The 17,240-nt window shown below is 66.4% G+C and carries 11 protein-coding genes; 7 read left to right on the forward strand and 4 right to left on the reverse strand.

Going from position 1 to position 17,240, the window contains the following annotated elements:
- Position 1 precedes the first annotated feature (1 nt).
- The 4 genes from UAA55_RS07000 to UAA55_RS07015 form a co-directional block, all read right to left on the reverse strand.
- Positions 2–1,081 (reverse strand): glycosyl hydrolase family 18 protein, encoded by a 1,080-nt coding sequence (locus tag UAA55_RS07000; RefSeq protein WP_322951966.1) that lies wholly within the window; start codon positions 1,079–1,081, stop codon positions 2–4.
- 31 nt (positions 1,082–1,112) lie between these two features.
- Positions 1,113–2,777, reverse strand: a complete 1,665-nt coding sequence (locus UAA55_RS07005; RefSeq protein ID WP_322951967.1) for an alpha-L-fucosidase — start codon at positions 2,775–2,777, stop codon at positions 1,113–1,115.
- Complete coding sequence (locus UAA55_RS07010) at positions 2,774–4,906, reverse strand: glycoside hydrolase family 2 protein (protein ID WP_322951968.1); 2,133 nt, start codon at positions 4,904–4,906, stop codon at positions 2,774–2,776. Before UAA55_RS07010 ends, UAA55_RS07005 begins: the two co-directional genes overlap by 4 nt.
- Before the next feature lie 206 nt (positions 4,907–5,112).
- Complete coding sequence (locus tag UAA55_RS07015; protein ID WP_322951969.1) at positions 5,113–7,707, reverse strand: TonB-dependent receptor; 2,595 nt, start codon at positions 7,705–7,707, stop codon at positions 5,113–5,115.
- A 321-nt stretch (positions 7,708–8,028) separates the two neighbouring features.
- Here UAA55_RS07015 and UAA55_RS07020 point away from each other — a divergent pair, with 321 nt between their 5' ends.
- From UAA55_RS07020 to UAA55_RS07050, 7 genes are all read left to right on the forward strand, one after another.
- Complete coding sequence (locus UAA55_RS07020; RefSeq protein WP_322951970.1) at positions 8,029–9,330, forward strand: sugar MFS transporter; 1,302 nt, start codon at positions 8,029–8,031, stop codon at positions 9,328–9,330.
- A 28-nt stretch (positions 9,331–9,358) separates the two neighbouring features.
- Positions 9,359–10,258: a glucosamine kinase nucleotide-binding domain-containing protein gene (locus UAA55_RS07025; protein WP_322951971.1), complete on the forward strand. Its 900-nt coding sequence runs from the start codon at positions 9,359–9,361 to the stop codon at positions 10,256–10,258.
- Complete coding sequence (locus UAA55_RS07030; protein ID WP_322951972.1) at positions 10,255–11,280, forward strand: SIS domain-containing protein; 1,026 nt, start codon at positions 10,255–10,257, stop codon at positions 11,278–11,280. The genes UAA55_RS07025 and UAA55_RS07030 overlap by 4 nt, the downstream gene beginning before the upstream one ends.
- 1 nt (position 11,281) lies before the next feature.
- Complete coding sequence (nagA, locus tag UAA55_RS07035) at positions 11,282–12,454, forward strand: N-acetylglucosamine-6-phosphate deacetylase (protein WP_322951973.1); 1,173 nt, start codon at positions 11,282–11,284, stop codon at positions 12,452–12,454.
- A 166-nt stretch (positions 12,455–12,620) separates the two neighbouring features.
- Entirely contained in the window at positions 12,621–13,847 is a 1,227-nt protein-coding gene (locus UAA55_RS07040; RefSeq protein ID WP_322951974.1) for an ROK family transcriptional regulator, read from the forward strand.
- A 141-nt stretch (positions 13,848–13,988) separates the two neighbouring features.
- Positions 13,989–14,891, forward strand: coding sequence for an ROK family protein (locus tag UAA55_RS07045; RefSeq protein WP_322951975.1), 903 nt, complete (start codon positions 13,989–13,991; stop codon positions 14,889–14,891).
- Complete coding sequence (locus UAA55_RS07050; RefSeq protein WP_322951976.1) at positions 14,891–17,239, forward strand: hypothetical protein; 2,349 nt, start codon at positions 14,891–14,893, stop codon at positions 17,237–17,239. The genes UAA55_RS07045 and UAA55_RS07050 overlap by 1 nt, the downstream gene beginning before the upstream one ends.
- Position 17,240 lies beyond the last annotated feature (1 nt).

The following is a 17,240-nucleotide window of genomic DNA, read 5'->3' on the forward strand; positions in this document are numbered from 1 at the left end:
CTCAGCGCTGCGCCTTGGGCAGCTCGTCCCAGACCTTGGGGTCTTCCGAGCCCAGGACCCAGGAGCAGAAGCCCTCTAGCCCATACTCCTTCACCAGGGCGTACCGGTCATGGAAGCTGCGGGCCTCGGGCATGAACACCCACTCCCGCATCTGGTCGCGGTAGAAGAAGTAAAAGGCCTCATGCTCCACCGGATCCCACTGGATCTGCGCGCCATACTGCTTGGCCTGCGGGATGGACTCGTCGGCGTCGAAATAGGCGCCGGCGATGTTGGACGCCTCAGTCCCGTCCGGCTTCACCGGGTTGTCGGTGTACCAGCGGTAGCCATAGAGCGGGATGCCCAGCGACAGCTTTTCCTTGGGAATGAACTGCAGGGCGTACTTCAGGTGCTCCATCACCCAGGGCATGCCGGCGACCGGGCCGGGAACGGTCCAGCGCGTGTGCTCGTCATAAGTCATGAGGCAGAACAGGTCGACGGCATCGCCGATGGCCTTGTAGTCGAAGGCGCCACGCCAGAACTCCCACATCCACTTGGAAAAGGGCCCGTGACCGGCATGGCCCGGCGCGTTGGGCACCACGGCGATGGACAGCTTCAGGCCGGCGCCATGCAGGGCGGTCGCCGTCTGCTTGATCAGCAGGGTGAAGGCGTCGCGGTCGGTCCAGGCGATATTCTCGAAGTCGAACTGATAGCCGATCAGGCCATGTTCCTTGGCCTGCTGCAACAGTGCGGCGATCATGGCCTTCTTGGCCGGTTCGCTGGTGATCAGCTCATGGAACTTCTGCTTGTCCACCGGCGAGATGATGGGCATCACCGGCACCTTGTTCTCGTGCGCCAGCTTCAGCACATAGGGGTTGGGCTGCCCATACACCAGGCCGTTCTGGTCGACGCCGTACCAGGTGGGAACCAGCAGGTCGATCTTGTCGATGTGCTGCTCGAACGAGTTAATCGATTTCTGGGTTTCCATCATATAGAACAAGGCGGTAGGCGCCTTTGCCCCAGCGGCGGCCCAGGCGGTGGGCGCGGATCCGGCCGCCACCAGCATCGACAGGCCGGCGGCCAGCGTTCCCAACAGTCGTTTCATGACATCTCCTTCAAGGCGGCTTTGACGCCGCTCACTGCATCTCGATGCGGTAGACGTAGGCGGCGACGGCGCCCACTGGCCGCTGCGGCAGGGTCAGGTGCAGGCCATCGGCGTCCTGGCGGAAGGTCACGACCGTGCCGCCCCCTGGACCCAACAGGGTCACGGCCTTCACCTTGTCCTCCGCCTTCAGGCTGTGGATCACGGCCTCCCCCTCCGCCGGCCAGCCCAGCTCGATGGCGTAGAGAGCCGCGCCCTTGGTGGTGAAGCGGAAGTCCTGGGCCGTGTAGGGCTTGGTCTTGGTTTCCTGGAAGGACCCACTGGCCACCTCCGTCGGGCCTTCGCCGAACTGACGCCAGGGGCGGGTGCCGTAGATGGCCTCGCCGTTGACCTTCAGCCAGTCGCCCATGGCCAGCAGCGTGTCCTGCGCGCCTTGGGGGATGCTGCCGTCCGCGCGGGGGCCGATGTTCAGCAGCAGGTTGCCGTTCTTGGACACGACATCGGCCAGCAGATGGATCAGCGCCTGGGGCGACTTGTAGGTGTCGTTCTCGACATAGCCCCAGCTGCCGTCGCTGATGGAGGTGCAGGTCTGCCAGACGCGCGGCTGGATGCCGGGCAGCTGGCCGCGCTCGATGTCCAGCACGCCGGCCCCCTCGGGGAAGGCGCCGAGCTTGTAATTGACGACGGCGGACCCGCCCAGCTTGGCCTGGGCATTGTAGTAATAGGCCAGGAACTTGGGCAGCGTGCCGCGGAAGGCGGGGTGGCTGATCCACCAATCGAAATAGATCAGGTCGGGGTGGTAGAGGTCCACCAGCTCCGCCGAGCGGGCCAGCCAGTCGCTGAGCCAGGCCTGCGACACCGGCGTGAAGTCGCCGAACACGTCGGCGTCATCCGTCCCCTTCTCCTTCACCCGCACCTGGGCGGGACCGTAAAAGTCGGCATAGCGCGGGTCGTTGACATCGGAGGCGATCTTGCGTCCCTCATCAAAGAACCAGTCATGCTCCGCGCGGTGGGACGACAGCCCCAGGTGCAGGCCCTGGGCCCGCACCGCGCGCGCCAGGTCGCCGATCAGGTCGCGCTTGGGGCCCATGCGCACGGCCGACCAGTCCGACAGCTTGGTGTCATACAGGGCGAAACCGTCGTGGTGCTCCGCCACCGGCACCACGTATTGGGCACCGGCCGCGCGGAACAGGGCGGCCCAGGCGCGGGGATCGTACTTCTCCGCCTTGAACAGGGGGATGAAGTCCTTGTAGCCGAACTTGTCCTGGGGGCCGAAGGTCTTGATATGGTGGTCGTATTCCTTCGTGCCCTTGGTGTACATGAGGCGCGAGTACCACTCGCTGCCGAAGGCGGGGACGGAATACAGGCCCCAGTGGATGAAGACACCGAACTTGGCGTCCGCGTACCATTGCGGCACCTGATAGGTCTTCAGCGACGCCCAGTCCGGCCGGAAGGGCCCCTGCCCGTCCCCTTCGGCCACCTGCTTCAATTCGGCGGCGACATCGGACACATGCTTGGCGGCGTGCTTTTCCCACTGCAGGTCGATCTGCGCCGGCGACAGGACATCGGCGGTGGGCGCGGTCGCGGGCGCCGACGGCTGCTTGGCCGCGACGGCGGCGGCCGGGACGGACAGCGCCGTCGCCAGCAGGCCGGCGCGGATCAGGCGCCCCGCGATCAAGCGTGAAGAGCGGCGGGTCATGGCTTGGCCTCCGGTTTGGGCAGTTGCGTCGGATCGGGCGGATAGTGGGCGCTGCCCAGCCGCAAGGGGGCGTAGTCGAGGGTGGTGCCGCCCGCCTTCACCCCGCCGGGGGTGTAGACGTCCAGGGTCAGCACGGCGCCGCCGGCCTTGGGCTGCCAGCGGGCGTTTATGGCGGCCCCCTGGTCCAGCCCGTCCAGGGGCTGTTCCCCCCGGGCCAGCACAGCCCCGGTGTCGTCCGCCACGATCCAGCGCGCGCGGTAACCCACCAGTGGGTAAGAGGGCAAGGCGTCGGGTGCCGCGCGTCGGACCAAGGCATGGAAACCGTCCAGGCCGTCCTTGCCCACCTGCCAGCCGGCGCTGGCGGTCAGGGGGCGGTTGCGCTGTTCCCAGGCCAGGTACGAAGGCTTGCGCTGCCGGTATTCATCGACCAGGCCGTGGTCGACATAGCCTTCCACTTGGCCGTTCCACAGGTTGCGGCTGGATTTGTAGTCCTGGTAGCTCCAGAAGATGACGCCGGCCACGAAGTCGCGTTTCTGGAACGCCGCCATCTGGTCCTGGAAATTGGCGATGCGGGCCTGGTCCGCCGCCTGGGCGTCGCGGGAGAACGGGCCCGGCCAGCCGAATTCGGAGATGATGACCATCTTGTCCGGGTAGGTGCGGTCCAGGTGGTCCAACCAGGGTTCGACCTCGCCGGCGGCACCGCTCCATGTGCCGAAATAGGCGTTGGCCATGATGAAGTCGACGTCGTGCATCACCGCCGCGTCCCGCCACGGCTTGATGGCGATGTCGGCGTCGGCGAAGGTGACGAGGCGGCCGGGATCGATGGCGTTGATCAGCGCCTTCATCCGCGCCACATAGGCCTGGCCGCCGGGGGTGGAGGCGTCGCTCTCGTTGCAGACGCTCCAGGCGAAGATGCTGGGGTGGTTCTCCAACTCCTCGACCACCTCGCGCATCATCCGCTGGGCCAGGGCCAGGACGCGCGGGTCGCGCAGCTGCGCCTGGCTGAACTGCCACAGCGGGATCTCGGGCACCAGCAGGATGCCGTCCTTGTCCGCCTCGTCCAGCACCGCCTGGCTTTGCGGATAGTGTACCGGCCGGGTCAGGGTGGTGTGCAGGGCCGCCAGGTCGTTCCAGTCTTGGCGGACGGTGCCGGCGCTTTCCGCCAGGCCTTCGGCCGGGGAATCCGCGTGCCGGGTGACGCCGCTGAGGCGGACGCGCTGCCCGTTCACCAGCAGGTGGCGATCACGGATCTCCACCGTCCGCAGGCCGATGCTGTCCTCACGCCGGTCCAGCAGGCGGCCCTGCCCGTCGCGCAGCTCGGTCGCCACGCGATAAAGCTGGGCCGCGCCCACATTCCACAGCCGGGGATGGGGAATGGCAAGCTCCAGCGCCGGGGTGCCCTTGGCGCCCGGCTCCAGGCGCTGGGTGGCCGCGGCCTTGGCCGCCACCGTGCCGTCGGGGCCAAAGGCCACCGTCGTCAGGTGGAAATCCTGGGGCTGGCCGCCGACATTCTCCACGAAAACCTGGGCGCGGACCTGGGCCAGATCCGGCGCGAGGATGCTGGTGATACGCTGGCGGCGGATGAGACCCGTGTCGCCGACGCTGAGCCACACGTCGCGGACGATGCCGCCATAGCGCCACCAATCGTACCAGACGTTGCCGGAGGCGGCCTGGCGCATGGCGTAGCCGGGGATGGTGGCGAAGCCCGGCCGGTTGTCGAGTTCCACGACGACGCGGTTCTCACCCGCGCGCACCAGGCTGCTGACGTCGAACCAATAGGCGGTGTGCCCACCCTCATGCCCGCCCACGGGCGTGCCGTTCACCCAGACGCGGCTTTTGTAAAAGGTGGCGCCGAAATGCAGCTCCACATGCGCGCCGGCCGCCAGGGGCGGCAGCACCAGCGTCTTGAAGTACCAGCCCTGGCCATCGAAATCGTGATCGGCGCCAATGTTCCAGGTGTGCGGGACGGTGACGGGGCGCGTGCCGGCGGGCGTCTGCGCCGCCCAGCCCTGGGCCTCGCCCACCGCCTGCGGGTCCGTGCGGAATTGCCAGTCGGTGTCCAGGTCCATCCGGGTGGCGGCCATGGCCGGCAACACCCACAGGGCCATGACCCCCGCGACAAGCGGCAACCACGCCCCGATCCTTGATCCCACCACCCTCATCACAGCACCTTGGGCTCCCTGCCGTTGGCCCCCACCTTCCCGCGCGGGGGTGGAGACGGACCCATGCCTATGGCGGCCCTGTCCGCCCGCCCTATTCTGCCAAATATATTCTTTAATTTAAAAAAGAATGGGCCGCCGCCAAAGCGCGAGGCGACGGCCCAGGGGAGGGAGACTTACATCTTGTAGGACATGTTGATGGAGTAAACGCTGCCGTTCCGGTAGTAGCCGATCGGTGCCGCCTTCGTGCCGCTATAGGAATAGTACAGCTCATCCAGCAGGTTCGTGGCGTTCACCGTCGCCTGCAAGTTCTCCGTGATGCTGTAAGTGGCGGAGAAGTCCAACTGCATGTACGAGTTGGTCATATTGTTCGAATTCAAACGACCGATGCTGGTGAAGTAAGACGAACGCCAGCCAAGGCTCACGCGCGCTTGCAGCGGCCCCTGCTCATAATAGGGGATGAAGTTCACCGTATGCCGTGACAGGTACGGCATGTTCAGGCCAGTGGCCGTGTCGGCGATCGCATAGGTGTAGTTGGTCTGGACACCAAACCCGTAGGCGATGTTCGTCTGGTAAAGGGCGGAGAAGCCCTTAACATTCGCATCAGAGAAGTTCTGAGGCGTTGTGATCGAGTAATCATGAACCAGTCCATCGCGCTGGCTGACAAGCGGCACGTTATCCTTCGTGACGCTCACAATGTACGATGAAATTTGGCGGAAGAAGAATTCGCCAGAAACCAGCGAGTCTTTATTGAAGTACCACTCAGCGGAAACGTCGTAGTTGTTCGATTCGTACGGCTTCAGGTTGGGGTTACCACCACTGCCGTTAAAGCTGGTGTCATCCTTCGAGAAGGCGCCGGCGTAATCGGCATAACGCGGACGGGCAATGACCTTGGCGGCGCCGAAACGAACCACCACGTCGTCCGTGGCGTCATAAGCGACGTTGAAGGACGGCAGGAAGCGGCCATAACGGTTATTCGTGGTCACCGACTGATAGCTGTTGCCGTTATCACTGGTGTTCCAGAACTTTATATCGTCGTCACCGTGTACGTAGCGCACACCCAAATTGCCGCGGTAATTGGTGCCGGCAAAGTTGGCCTGGACGTATGCGTTCCCGTTCTTCTCGGTCACCTTATATTCGGAACCGTAGTCCCGATAGTAGGTGGTGTTCAGCCCATCCAGATAGTTAACCACCGCTTCTTTGCTGATGGTGGAGAAGTGGATGAGGTCACCGCTCGCATTCAGGTCGTCGAACACGCTGCTCGGCACCGGCGAGGCGCCCAGGCTGGTCAGGGAAACCGCGCCATTGGACATGGTCCGGCTGCCGTAGGCGCGAACCGTGTTCATGTGGTCGGTGTATTTCACGCCAGCCTGGACGCTGGTGATCGGACCCAAGTTGATATCGTGGGTCACGTCCATCTGGCCGTAGGCCTCGGAGTTGGCATTCAGCTGAGCCGCGATACCGCCCGCTTGCCCACCCGCGGCCCGGGTGGACAGCGCATTGCCGGACGCGGAGCCATTGGTGTAGGTGACGTTCGTGTTGGTGCCGTCATAAGCGAAGCTATACGGCGCCGACGAATAGAACGAGAGCAGGTATTCGGGGTCCTTGCCACCGAAGGCGCGGGTGTAGCCGACGTCGGTGTAAACCTTCCAATCCTTGGTCGGCGTCCAAGTGCCCGCCAAATTCAGACGAGCGGTCTGCACCGTGGTCTGGCGGTAATTCGTGTCCAATTCGGTGTAGGCGCCATTACCCAACGTCGCGTTGGTGATCAGCCCATCCTTCACCGTGGCAGTCTGGAACGCGCTCTTGCTGCCAGCCGGGTAAATAAAGCGAGACTGGCTGAAGTTGTTATAGTCGCCATGAATGTAGATGCCCGACAGATTAAAATCGAGGGTGTCGGTTGGCTGATACTGAATGGCAGCCTGCACGCCCTCGCGTTCCCGGGTCTGCTGGAAGTAGGCGGCGTTGATGCCAGCCGGATACTTGGCGGAATTAATATCGCCGCCAGTGACGGCCACATTCGGATTGGCGGCGGTGATATCCTTGCCGCTGCCATAACCGAAGAATTCGATACCCGCACGCGACAAGTCTTCCTTGTCGTAAGTGCCGGCGACCATCACGCCGAAGTTGCTGGCGGCGTTCTTCCAGCTGTAGAGCAGCGACCCACGCGGATTTCCCTGCTCCGACCGCGTGTTGTACGAATAGCCGACCGAGCCGCGCAGGGTGTTGGCGTCCAGGTCCAGCGGCTTGCGCGTGTGGATGATGACGGTGCCACCCAGGCTGCCTTCGTCGATGCGGGCTTCCGTCGACTTGTACACCTCGGCCTGGTCGATGATTTCCGGCGACAGCAGGCTGTAGTTGAACGTGCGGCTGTTCGGGTCGTTGGGGTTGCCGCCCCAGTCGGCCGAGGCGATGCTCTGGCCGTCGACCAGGATGCGGTTCAGCGCCGGGTCCGTGCCCAGGATGCTGATCTTCTCGCCTTCGCCGAACTGGTGGTCGACGCTGATGCCCGGCAGATGCGACAGGGATTCCGCGACGTTGGTGTCGGGAAACTTGCCCACGCCTTCGGCCGAAATGACGTCCACGATAGCATTCGCCTGGCGCTTCACCTCGATGGAGCGCTCCAGACTCTTGCGGATACTTGTGACCACGATCTCTTGCAGCTCGTCGTCAGCATTGGCATCTGCCGCGTACGCCTGGACGGATATGAGCGATGTCGCCCCCATGCTCATCAGCATGGTGGTAACCAAGGCATACTTCTTAATTCCCATGATATGGTTTCCCCTGCTGCGCTTTTTTTTCTGAGTTCTGCCGATGTCTTTGATTTCGATCCGAACCGTATCGGCATTACTGGAGTCGGTGTTAGCGGTAACCAAATTGCCGCAGAGCCCCCCGCTCGTCAATTTTTTTTTAATTTGCTTTCATAATTCCCTTTTTGCCCTGATGATGGGAAAAACGGGCGATGGCGGAAGTGAGGAATTCCAGCAGGATGCGGGCCAGCCGGGCCCATCCCGTCCGGGGGGCTGGCGTGACGCCCCCGAAGCTGACCTGCCTACCCGTTCCACCCACGATCACGGACAAGGATGGCGCCCATGGCCCCTGTGAAACCGTCCCCCTCCCCGCATCAGAACCGCGCATCCATGGTCGTCATCGGGGTTCTGTTCTTCATTTTCGGCTTTGTCACCTGGCTGAACGGGCCGCTGATCACGTTCGTGAAACTGGCGTTCACGCTGGATGACGTGAACGCCTTCCTGATCCCCATGGTCTTCTATCTGTCGTACCTGTTCCTCTCCCTGCCCTCCTCCTGGGTCCTCAGACGGACGGGGATGAAGAAGGGGATGGCGGCTGGGCTGTTCGTCATGGCCGTTGGCGCCGTCCTTTTCGGCGAATGCGCCACGATTCGGGTCTATCCCGGCGCGCTGGCCGGCCTGTTCGTCATCGGTGCCGGGCTGTCGCTGCTGCAGACGGCGGCGAATCCCTACATCAGCATCCTGGGCCCCATCGACAGCGCCGCCCAGCGCATCGCCGTCATGGGCATCTGCAACAAGGTGGCGGGTATGCTGGCACCGGTTGCCATCGGCGCGCTGGTGCTGAGCGGCATCGACACCCTGGACCAGCAGGTGAAAGCCGCCCCCACGCCAGAGGCGCGGGAGGCGCTGCTGTCCGCCTTCGCCGCCAAGATCCACCTGCCCTACCTGGCCATGGCGGCGCTGCTGGCCCTGCTGGCGGTCTGGATCGTCCGCTCCCCCCTGCCGGAAATCTCCGCCGACTCCAACACGGGTGACGAGTTGGCGGACGGCGACACCCTGCCCCTGAGCCGTATTCCCCACCTCTGGCTGGGCGTGCTGTGCCTGTTCCTTTACGTGGGGGTGGAGGTCATGGCCGGCGACGCCATCGGCACCTACGGCCATGGCTTCGACCTGCCGCTGGATGAGACCAAGTTCTTCACCTCATTCACCCTGGCGGCCATGCTGGCGGGATATCTGGGTGGCCTGGTCCTGATTCCCCGCGTGCTGTCACAGGAACGCTATCTGGCCCTGTCCGCCGCTTTGGGTGTGGTGCTGACCGTCGCCGCCTACGCCACCCACGGCTACGCCTCCGTCGCCTGCGTGGCGGCGCTGGGCTTCGCCAACGCCATGATGTGGCCGGCGATCTTCCCCCTGGGCATCCGCGGTCTGGGCCGGCACACCGAGATCGGGTCGGCCCTGATGATCATGGGCATCGCCGGCGGCGCCGTCCTGCCCCAGCTGTTCGTGCAGTTGAAGCAGCACTTCCCTTTCCAGGCCGTGTTCCTCGCCCTGATGGCGCCGGCCTACCTCTACATCCTGTTCTTCGCGCTCCACGGCCATCGCGTCGGCCGCAAGGCCCCCAGCCCGGCCCCCTCCCTCGCCTGATCCTTATCGCTTCTTCCGAAAAAAGCTCATGACATCCGATCGCTACTATCTGGGCGTCGACGGCGGCGGCACCAAATGCCGTGCCCGCCTGCGCGCCCCTGACGGCACGCTGCTGGGTGAGGGCCTGGGCGGTCCCGCCAACATCCGCCTCGGTCTCGACCGGGCCTGGGCCAGCATCCTGGACGCCGTCCAGGCGGCCTTGGCCCAAGCCGGCCTGGACGCCGGCGCGTTTCCCCGGTTGCATGTCGGCCTGGGCCTGGCTGGCATCGTGACACCGGCGGACAGCGCCCGCACCCGGGCCGCCGCCCCCCGCTTCGCCAGCCTTTCCGCCGAGACGGACGCCCACGCCGCCTGCCTGGGGGCTTTTTCCGGCCGGGACGGCGCCATCCTTATCGCCGGAACCGGCAGTGCCGGCTATGCCCTGATCAACGGCCAGGGCCACGCCGTGGGCGGCTGGGGCTTCGAGGTCTCCGATGAGGGCAGCGGCGCCAGCATCGGCCGCGAGGCCATCCGGGTCGCCTTGCGCGCCCATGACAGCCTGGCCCCCGAGACGGGACTGACCCGGCAAATCCGGCAGCGGCTGGGCGGCTCGCCCGCCGCCATCGTCGCCTGGGTGAACGATGCCGGCCCCGCCGATTACGGCCGCCTGGCCCCGGATGTCCTGGCGCATGCCGCGAAGGGTGATGCTGTCGCCTGCACCATCATCGCCAAGGCCGCCAAGGAGCTGGAGACCTATATCCGCCACCTGCACGCCCTGGGCGCCCCGCACCTGTGCCTCATGGGCGGCTTGGCCGCCCCGCTGACTCCCTGGCTCAGCCCCTGGGCCCGGTCCTTGCTGGCCGCCCCCGAGGGCGATGCCCTGGAAGGGGCCCTGCTGATGGCCCGCCAAAACATCCCTTCCCCCATCGCCAAGAGCGCCCTGCCATGACCTTGACTTCCTTGATGGCCCGCGAGGCCGCCGAAACCCCGGATGCCCTGCGCCGGCAGATCGACCGATGCGCCCCCCGGTTCCAGGAGCTGGGCGAACGCCTGCGCCGCTTGGCCCCGCGCTTCGTCGTGACGGGCGCCCGCGGCAGCAGCGACCATGCCGCGACCTACGGCAAATACCTGATCGAAACCCGGCTGGGCCTGCCCGTGGCCTCCATCGGGCCGTCCGTGGTGTCGCTGTACCAGACGCCCCTGCATCTGAAGGATGGGCTCTACGTCGCGGTGTCGCAATCGGGACGCAGCCCGGACCTGCTGCGCCTGACGGAGACGGCCAAGGCCGGCGGCGCCCTGACCGTGGCCTTCGTGAATGATGAGACGTCACCCCTGTTCCAAATGGTGGACGTGGCCATTCCCCTGTGCGCCGGTCCGGAAAAGAGCGTTGCCGCCACGAAATCCTACCTCACCTCCCTGTTCGCCTTCCTGCAGATGGTGGCGTACTGGAAGGCGGACCCGGCCCTGCTGGCCACCGTGGCGGACGCGCCCGGCTGGCTGGAGAGGGCGGCGGCGCTGGATTGGTATCCCGGCTTGTCACGCCTCGCGGCTGTGCGCGGCCTCTATATCATAGGCCGGGGATTGGGCGCGGCGGCCGCCCAGGAGATGGCGCTGAAGTGCAAGGAAACCAGCCGCCTGCACGCCGATGCTTTCAGCGCGGCCGAAGTCATCCACGGCCCCCTGGCCCTGGTGGGCCCCGACTTCCCCGTCCTGGCGCTGACGCAGGATGACGCCACCCTGGCCCCGACCAACGACGCCATCCGCCGCATGGTCGGCCTGGGCGCCACCGTGCTGTCGACGGCGGACGTCCCGGGCGTGGTGCCATTGCCCACCGTGGCCGGCGTGCCGGCGGAACTGGCGCCCCTGGCGGCGGTGCAGAGCTTCTATGGCGGCATCCACCGCATCGCCACCGATCGGGGCCTGAACCCCGACGTTCCCCCCAACCTGGCCAAGGTGACGGAGACGGTCTGACATGCGCCATCTTCTGACAGGGGCCCGCCTGTTCACCGGCGACGTCCTGCTGGATGACCACGCCCTGCTCCTGCAAGGGCCCGACATCCTGGACATCGTGCCGGCGGTCGCCAGCGTGGCCGGCGCGGCGCGCGTGCTCCTGCCGGAAGGCAGCCTGCTGGCCCCCGGGTTCATCGACACCCAGGTCAACGGCGGCGGCGGCGTGCTGTTCAACGATACCCCCACCGTCGCCGGCGCTTTGGCCATCGCCGCCGCCCATCGGCGGTTCGGCACCACCGCGCTGTTGCCCACGGTCATCACCGACGACCTGAACACCATGATGGCCGCGGCGGAGGCGGCCGCCGACGCCGCGGCCGTGCCGGGCGGCGGCATCATCGGCGTCCATCTGGAGGGCCCTTTCCTGAACCCCGCCCGCCGTGGCGTGCACAAGGAGGCCCACATCCGTCGCCCCAACGGCGTGGATCTGGACCGGCTGTGCGCCCTGCCCCGGCATTTCGGGGATCTGGGCCGTGTGATGCTGACCGTGGCGCCGGAGCAGATGGACGACGCCGACATCGCCCGCCTGGTGCGCGCCGGTGTGATCCTGGCCGGAGGCCATTCCGCCGCCAGCCACGAACGCACGCAAGCGGCCTTGCGTGCCGGCCTGCGTGGCTTCACCCATCTGTTCAACGCCATGCCGCCCATCAGCAACCGGGCGCCGGGCATCGCCCTGGCGGCCATGACCGCCAAGGACGCCTGGTGCGGGCTGATCGTCGACGGCGTGCATGTGCATCCGGACTTGCTGGCCCTGGCCCTGGCCGCCAAGCCCAGGGGCAAGATGATGCTGGTCACCGACGCCATGCCGCCCACCGGCACCGACGCCGCCACCTTCACCCTGTATGGCGAGCGTATCCATCGCCGCGACGGGCGGCTGGTGACCGACGACGGGGTCCTGGCGGGCGCCGACATCGACATGGCGCAGGCCGTGCGCAACACCATGCGCCTGCTAGGCCTGGAACTGGAGGAGGCTTTGCGCATGGCCTCGCTCTACCCCGCGCGATTCCTGGGAATGGACGGGCGGCTCGGGCAGCTGGCCGCCGGCTTCCAGGCCGACTTGGTGCTGTTGGACGCGCGGCAACAGGTCCTGGGCACCTGGGTCGCCGGCCAGCGGGATGGCGTGGGCGCCCCAACCTGAGAGTCAGGCCCGCCGCGATCCGCGTTATATTTCATACGATATCCCACTGTACAATTGTGCAGGCGATTTTCCTTGCGCGCCCATAAATACGCCATTGTGTCTCTGACAGCGGTGTCTCATCATACGGTGGAATAAAGAAATTAATTTTCACAAGGGACCCGGCCCCATGCAGCCGCCCTTCGGCCACACGCAGTCCGAGTTTCATCGCACCTTGGGGGCCAGCCTTTCCGGTACGAATTTGGAACGCGCCGGCGATCACAACCAGCGGGTCATGCTGCAGGCCATCCGTGTGAGCGGGCCCCTGACCCGGGCTGATCTGGGGCGGATCACCGGGCTCACCCCACCAGCCATCGCCAACATCACCCGGCGGCTGCTGAACGAAAGTCTCATCCTTGAGGTGGGCCGCCTGCAGGGCACGCGGGGCCAGCCGGCCATGCGCCTGGCCATCAACCCGGATGGTTGTTTCGCCATCGGCGTCAATGTCGACCGTGACCATGTGACCCTGGTGGTCCTGGATCTGCTGGGCCAGGTACGGCACCGCGCCGTGCTGGAGGTTGAGTTCCCCCTGCCCGAGGCCGTCGCCGCCTTCTTCAAGGCGCAGGTGGAGGACCTGGTGCGAAGCCAGGCCTTTCCCCGCAACCGCATCATCGGCGTCGGCGTATCCCTGCCCGACGATTTGGGCCGGGTGAACCTGCCCAACCGGCCGAAAAGCTTCGAGGCCTGGAGCACGGCCGACATTCCCGGCCTGTTCACCACCATTCTGCCCCTGCCCGTTTTCATGGAAAACGACGCGGCGGCGGCGGCATTGGGGGAACTGCAGTTCGGCCACGGCCTGCACGACCCCAGCTTCTTCTACGTGCTGATCAACCAAGGCCTGGGTGGCGGAATTGTCATCGACGGCCAGTATTTCAGGGGCGCCCAAGGCCGAAGCGGCGAGCTGGGGTTCCTGCCCATCGTCTCCCCCCGCACGTCGGCCAGAACCCTGGAGGAAGCGGTGTCGCTATCGGCCCTGTGCGCCTATCTCGCCGCGCGCGGGCGCACCGTCACGCGACCGGAGCAACTGCTGGAGATGGACGCCGTCGGGCAGCAGTTGCTGAACGACTGGCTGGACCTGGCGGCCGAACTGCTGACCATGCCCATCGTGGCGGTCAGTTGCCTGGTGAATCCCGAGGCGGTGTTCTTCGGCGGGCGCCTGCCGGCCCCGCTGATCGACCGGCTGGCGCAGTTGATCAACGACCGGCTGTGGACCCATTCGGGCGCCATCCCCGTCATCGTGCCCGTCCGCCGCGCCGCCACGGCCGTTGACGCGCCGGCGGTCGGGGCGGCGTTGCTGCCCTTCAACGACCGCCTGTTACCCACGCGGACCACGCTGATGAAAACGGCGACCGACTGACCGCATTAATTATTTCATTTTGCCTTTTTAATGAGTATGGTCCTTTCAGGGACATACTCGAAAGGCCTGGAATAAGGGCAAGGGCCTGCTTACGCGCTCCCCATCCATCCGTTACCAGCCGGCCTGCGAGAGGGCTTACGCATGATTCAAATCGGGGTCGATTTTGGCGGCACGAAGATCGAGGCCGCTGCCCTGGATCTCAACGGCCGTTTCCTGTCACGGCTGCGCGAACCCAATCCCGGCAGCTATGACGCCGCCATCGCCACCATCTGCCGCCTGATCCATAGAGTGGAGGCGGAAGCGGGGACGCAGGGCACCGTGGGGATCGGCGTTCCAGGCTCGATTTCCCCGCAGACCGGCCTCATGCGCAATGCCAATTCGGTTTGGCTGAACGGCCGCATCTTTCACAGCGATGTCGCCGCCGCTCTGGGCCGTGAAGTCAGGGTCGCCAATGACGCCAACTGCCTGGCCCTGTCCGAGGCTGTGGACGGCGCCGCCGCCGGCGCGCGCATCGCCTTCGCCGTGATCCTCGGCACCGGGTGCGGCAGCGGCCTGGTGATCGACGGTCGCCTGATCGAGGGCGCCAACGGTCTGGCCGGGGAATTGGGCCACGTCTCCCTGCCCTGGCCCAAAGCCGACGAGGTGCCGGCGCCCGATTGCTGGTGCGGCAACAAGGGGTGCCTGGAAACCTGGGTGTCGGGCACGGGCTTGAGCCGGGAGTTCAAGGCGGTCACCGGCCGCAAGATGGATGCCGAGACCATCATCCAAAGCATGCGCCGCCACGAGCCGGATGCCGTCGCGGCCTTTGATCGCTTCATCGACCGGCTTGGCCGCGGCTTGGCCTTGGTCAGCAATATCGTCGATCCGGACGTCTTCGTCTTCGGCGGCGGCCTGTCCAACGTCACCGAAATCTATGACCGGCTGGCCGGCGCCATCCGGCCCTATCTCTTCACCGATGTCTGGGAAGCGAAACTGGTCCCGGCCCGATGGGGTGATTCCTCCGGCGTGCGCGGCGCCGCCCGACTGTGGGAACGCACGCTGTAATGCTGCCCCCTCGGCACTGGGCCGCGGTGGTCATGACCGCCATGGCCGCCGCCGTGTCACCCATCGCAGAGGCCGCATCTCCCCTGGACTTGTCGGCGGCCGTGGTCGTGGCCCCCGGGGTCGAGGGGCCGGAGGCCGCCGCCGTCGACATGCTGGTGGATGAGGTACGCAAGCGCACCGGCATTGCCTGGCGCCAGGTGTCGGTGGCGCCTGACGTGCCGGCCCGCATCGTCATCACGCATGCGGTCGGCAAACCGGAAGGCTATCGCCTCACGACCCGACTGCAGGGGCAGCAGACCGTGCTGACGATCGCCGGCAACGACAGCCGGGGCGTGCTGTTCGGCATCGGGCACCTGCTGCGCACCCTGTCGATGACCCCGGGCCACGTCGCCCTGGACCAACCGCTGAACCTGTCTACCAGCCCGGGCCAGCCGGTGCGTGGCCACCAGATCGGCTATCGCTACAAGAACAACACCTACGACGCCTGGACACTGCCGCAATTCGAGCAGCAGATCCGCGACCTGGCGGTGTTCGGCGCCAACGCCGTCCAGTTGATCGCCCCGGCGTCGGACGATGCGCCCAGCAGCCCCCTGTTCCCGGCCCCGGCCCTGGAGACCACCCTGGGCGTCGCCCGCTTGGTGGACAAATACGGGCTGGATTGCGACCTTTTCTATCCAGAGCTGCGCCAGGACTATGCCGATCCGGCCACCGTGGCGGCGGAGCTGGCGGCGTTCGAGGATCTGGTGCGGCGCTTCCCCCACCTGCACGCCGTCTATGTCCCGGGCGGCGATCCGGGCCACACGCCGCCGGACCTGCTGTTCCCCCTGCTGGAAAGACAGGCGCGCATCCTGCGCCGCCACCACCCCGGCGCCCAGCTGTGGGTGTCGGCCCAGGGCTTCGACCGGGCACAGTATGAGGCTTTTTACCGTCTGCTGGCCCGACGCCCGGCCTGGCTGACCGGCGTGTTCTTCGGACCGCAGTCGCGCGACCCGCTGTCCGTGCAGCGCGCCCGCATTCCCCGGCGCTATCCCATCCAGTTTTATCCCGACATCGGCCACACCCTGCACGCCCAATTCCCCGTGCCGCACTGGGATCCGGCCTTCGCCCTGCTGGAGGGACGGGAGCCCATCAACCCCCGCCCCCGGGACGAAACACTCATCTTCCGCCACTTCGCCGGCCTGACGGCCGGGTTCGTGACCTATTCGGAAGGGGTGAACGACGACGTCAACAAGGTGCTGTGGACGCGCCTGGGCTGGAGCAGCGCCACACGGCCGGACGAGGCGCTGCGTGACTACGCCCGCTATTTCCTGGGCGCCCGCGAGGGGGACCGGCTGGCCGCCCTGATCCCGGCGCTGGAGCGCAACTGGATGGGGCCCATCTCGGTCAACAGCGGCATCGCCGCCACGCTGTGGGCCTTCCAGGGGCTGAAGGACCAGCCTGACCTGAGGGACAATTGGCGCTTCAAATCCCTGCTCTATCGCGCCACCTACGATGCCTACGCCCAGGCGCGGGCCAAGGCGGAAGCGCGGCGCGAGGCGCAGGCCCTGGATATCCTGGCCCAAACTCCCACCCGCGACAGCCGGGACGCCATGGCCGCCGCGACCGCCGCCCTATCCCAGCCGGACGATGCCGAAACGGGGCGCCTGCGCGAACAGCTGTTCGACTTGGCGGGCCGCCTCTACGCGCATGTGGGGCTGCAGCTGAGCGTCGCCCGCTACGGAGCCTCAGGCATAGAGCGGGGCGCCAACCTGGATCGGGTGGATACGGGCCTGAACGACCGCGTCTGGCTGACGCGGCGGTTCGCGGAAATCGCCGAACTGCCGGATGAGACGGCGCGCCAGGCGCGCCTGGCCGAAATCATCACCTGGCGGCAGCCGGTACCCGGCAGCCTGTACGATGACCTGGGGGACCCGGGGCATGAGCCGCACCTGGTGCGGGGCAAGGCCTATAGCCAGGATCCGGAACTGTACGACAGCGCCATCGACGGCATCGCCGACCGGACGCCGGATGACGGCTGGCGCCTGTCCTGGGTCACCTACGCCGAGACACTGTATGAGCGGCCCATCCATCTGCGCTACCGGCACCTGGATCCGGCGCGCCGCTACACCCTGCGCGTCACCTACGCGGGCGAGGATTATGCCTTGCCCATGCGCCTGACGGCCAACGGCACCATCGAGATCCATGCGGCCCTGCCCCGGCCGGCCAATCCGGCGACCCTGGAGTTCGACATTCCCCCTGCCGCCATCCGCGACGGCCGGCTGGATCTGGAATGGACGCGACCGCCAGGTTTGGGCGGCAGCGGACGGGGGCACCAGGTGGCCGAGGCCTGGCTGATCCCCCGGCCCTGAG

The sequence above is a fragment of the Nitrospirillum guanabarense genome (genome assembly GCF_034653355.1).
In the GTDB taxonomy this organism is placed as follows: Bacteria; Pseudomonadota; Alphaproteobacteria; order Azospirillales; family Azospirillaceae; genus Nitrospirillum.

Excerpts from the sequence above, each read along its gene's own strand:
- UAA55_RS07000 (WP_322951966.1), bottom strand. The coding sequence starts at position 1,081 with ATGAAACGACTGTTGGGAACGCTGGCCGCCGGCCTGTCGATGCTGGTG.
- UAA55_RS07005 (WP_322951967.1), bottom strand. The coding sequence starts at position 2,777 with ATGACCCGCCGCTCTTCACGCTTGATCGCGGGGCGCCTGATCCGCGCC.
- UAA55_RS07015 (WP_322951969.1), bottom strand. The coding sequence starts at position 7,707 with ATGGGAATTAAGAAGTATGCCTTGGTTACCACCATGCTGATGAGCATG.
- UAA55_RS07020 (WP_322951970.1), top strand. The coding sequence starts at position 8,029 with ATGGCCCCTGTGAAACCGTCCCCCTCCCCGCATCAGAACCGCGCATCC.
- UAA55_RS07025 (WP_322951971.1), top strand. The coding sequence starts at position 9,359 with ATGACATCCGATCGCTACTATCTGGGCGTCGACGGCGGCGGCACCAAA.
- UAA55_RS07030 (WP_322951972.1), top strand. The coding sequence starts at position 10,255 with ATGACCTTGACTTCCTTGATGGCCCGCGAGGCCGCCGAAACCCCGGAT.
- nagA (WP_322951973.1), top strand. The coding sequence starts at position 11,282 with ATGCGCCATCTTCTGACAGGGGCCCGCCTGTTCACCGGCGACGTCCTG.
- UAA55_RS07040 (WP_322951974.1), top strand. The coding sequence starts at position 12,621 with ATGCAGCCGCCCTTCGGCCACACGCAGTCCGAGTTTCATCGCACCTTG.
- UAA55_RS07045 (WP_322951975.1), top strand. The coding sequence starts at position 13,989 with ATGATTCAAATCGGGGTCGATTTTGGCGGCACGAAGATCGAGGCCGCT.
- UAA55_RS07050 (WP_322951976.1), top strand. The coding sequence starts at position 14,891 with ATGCTGCCCCCTCGGCACTGGGCCGCGGTGGTCATGACCGCCATGGCC.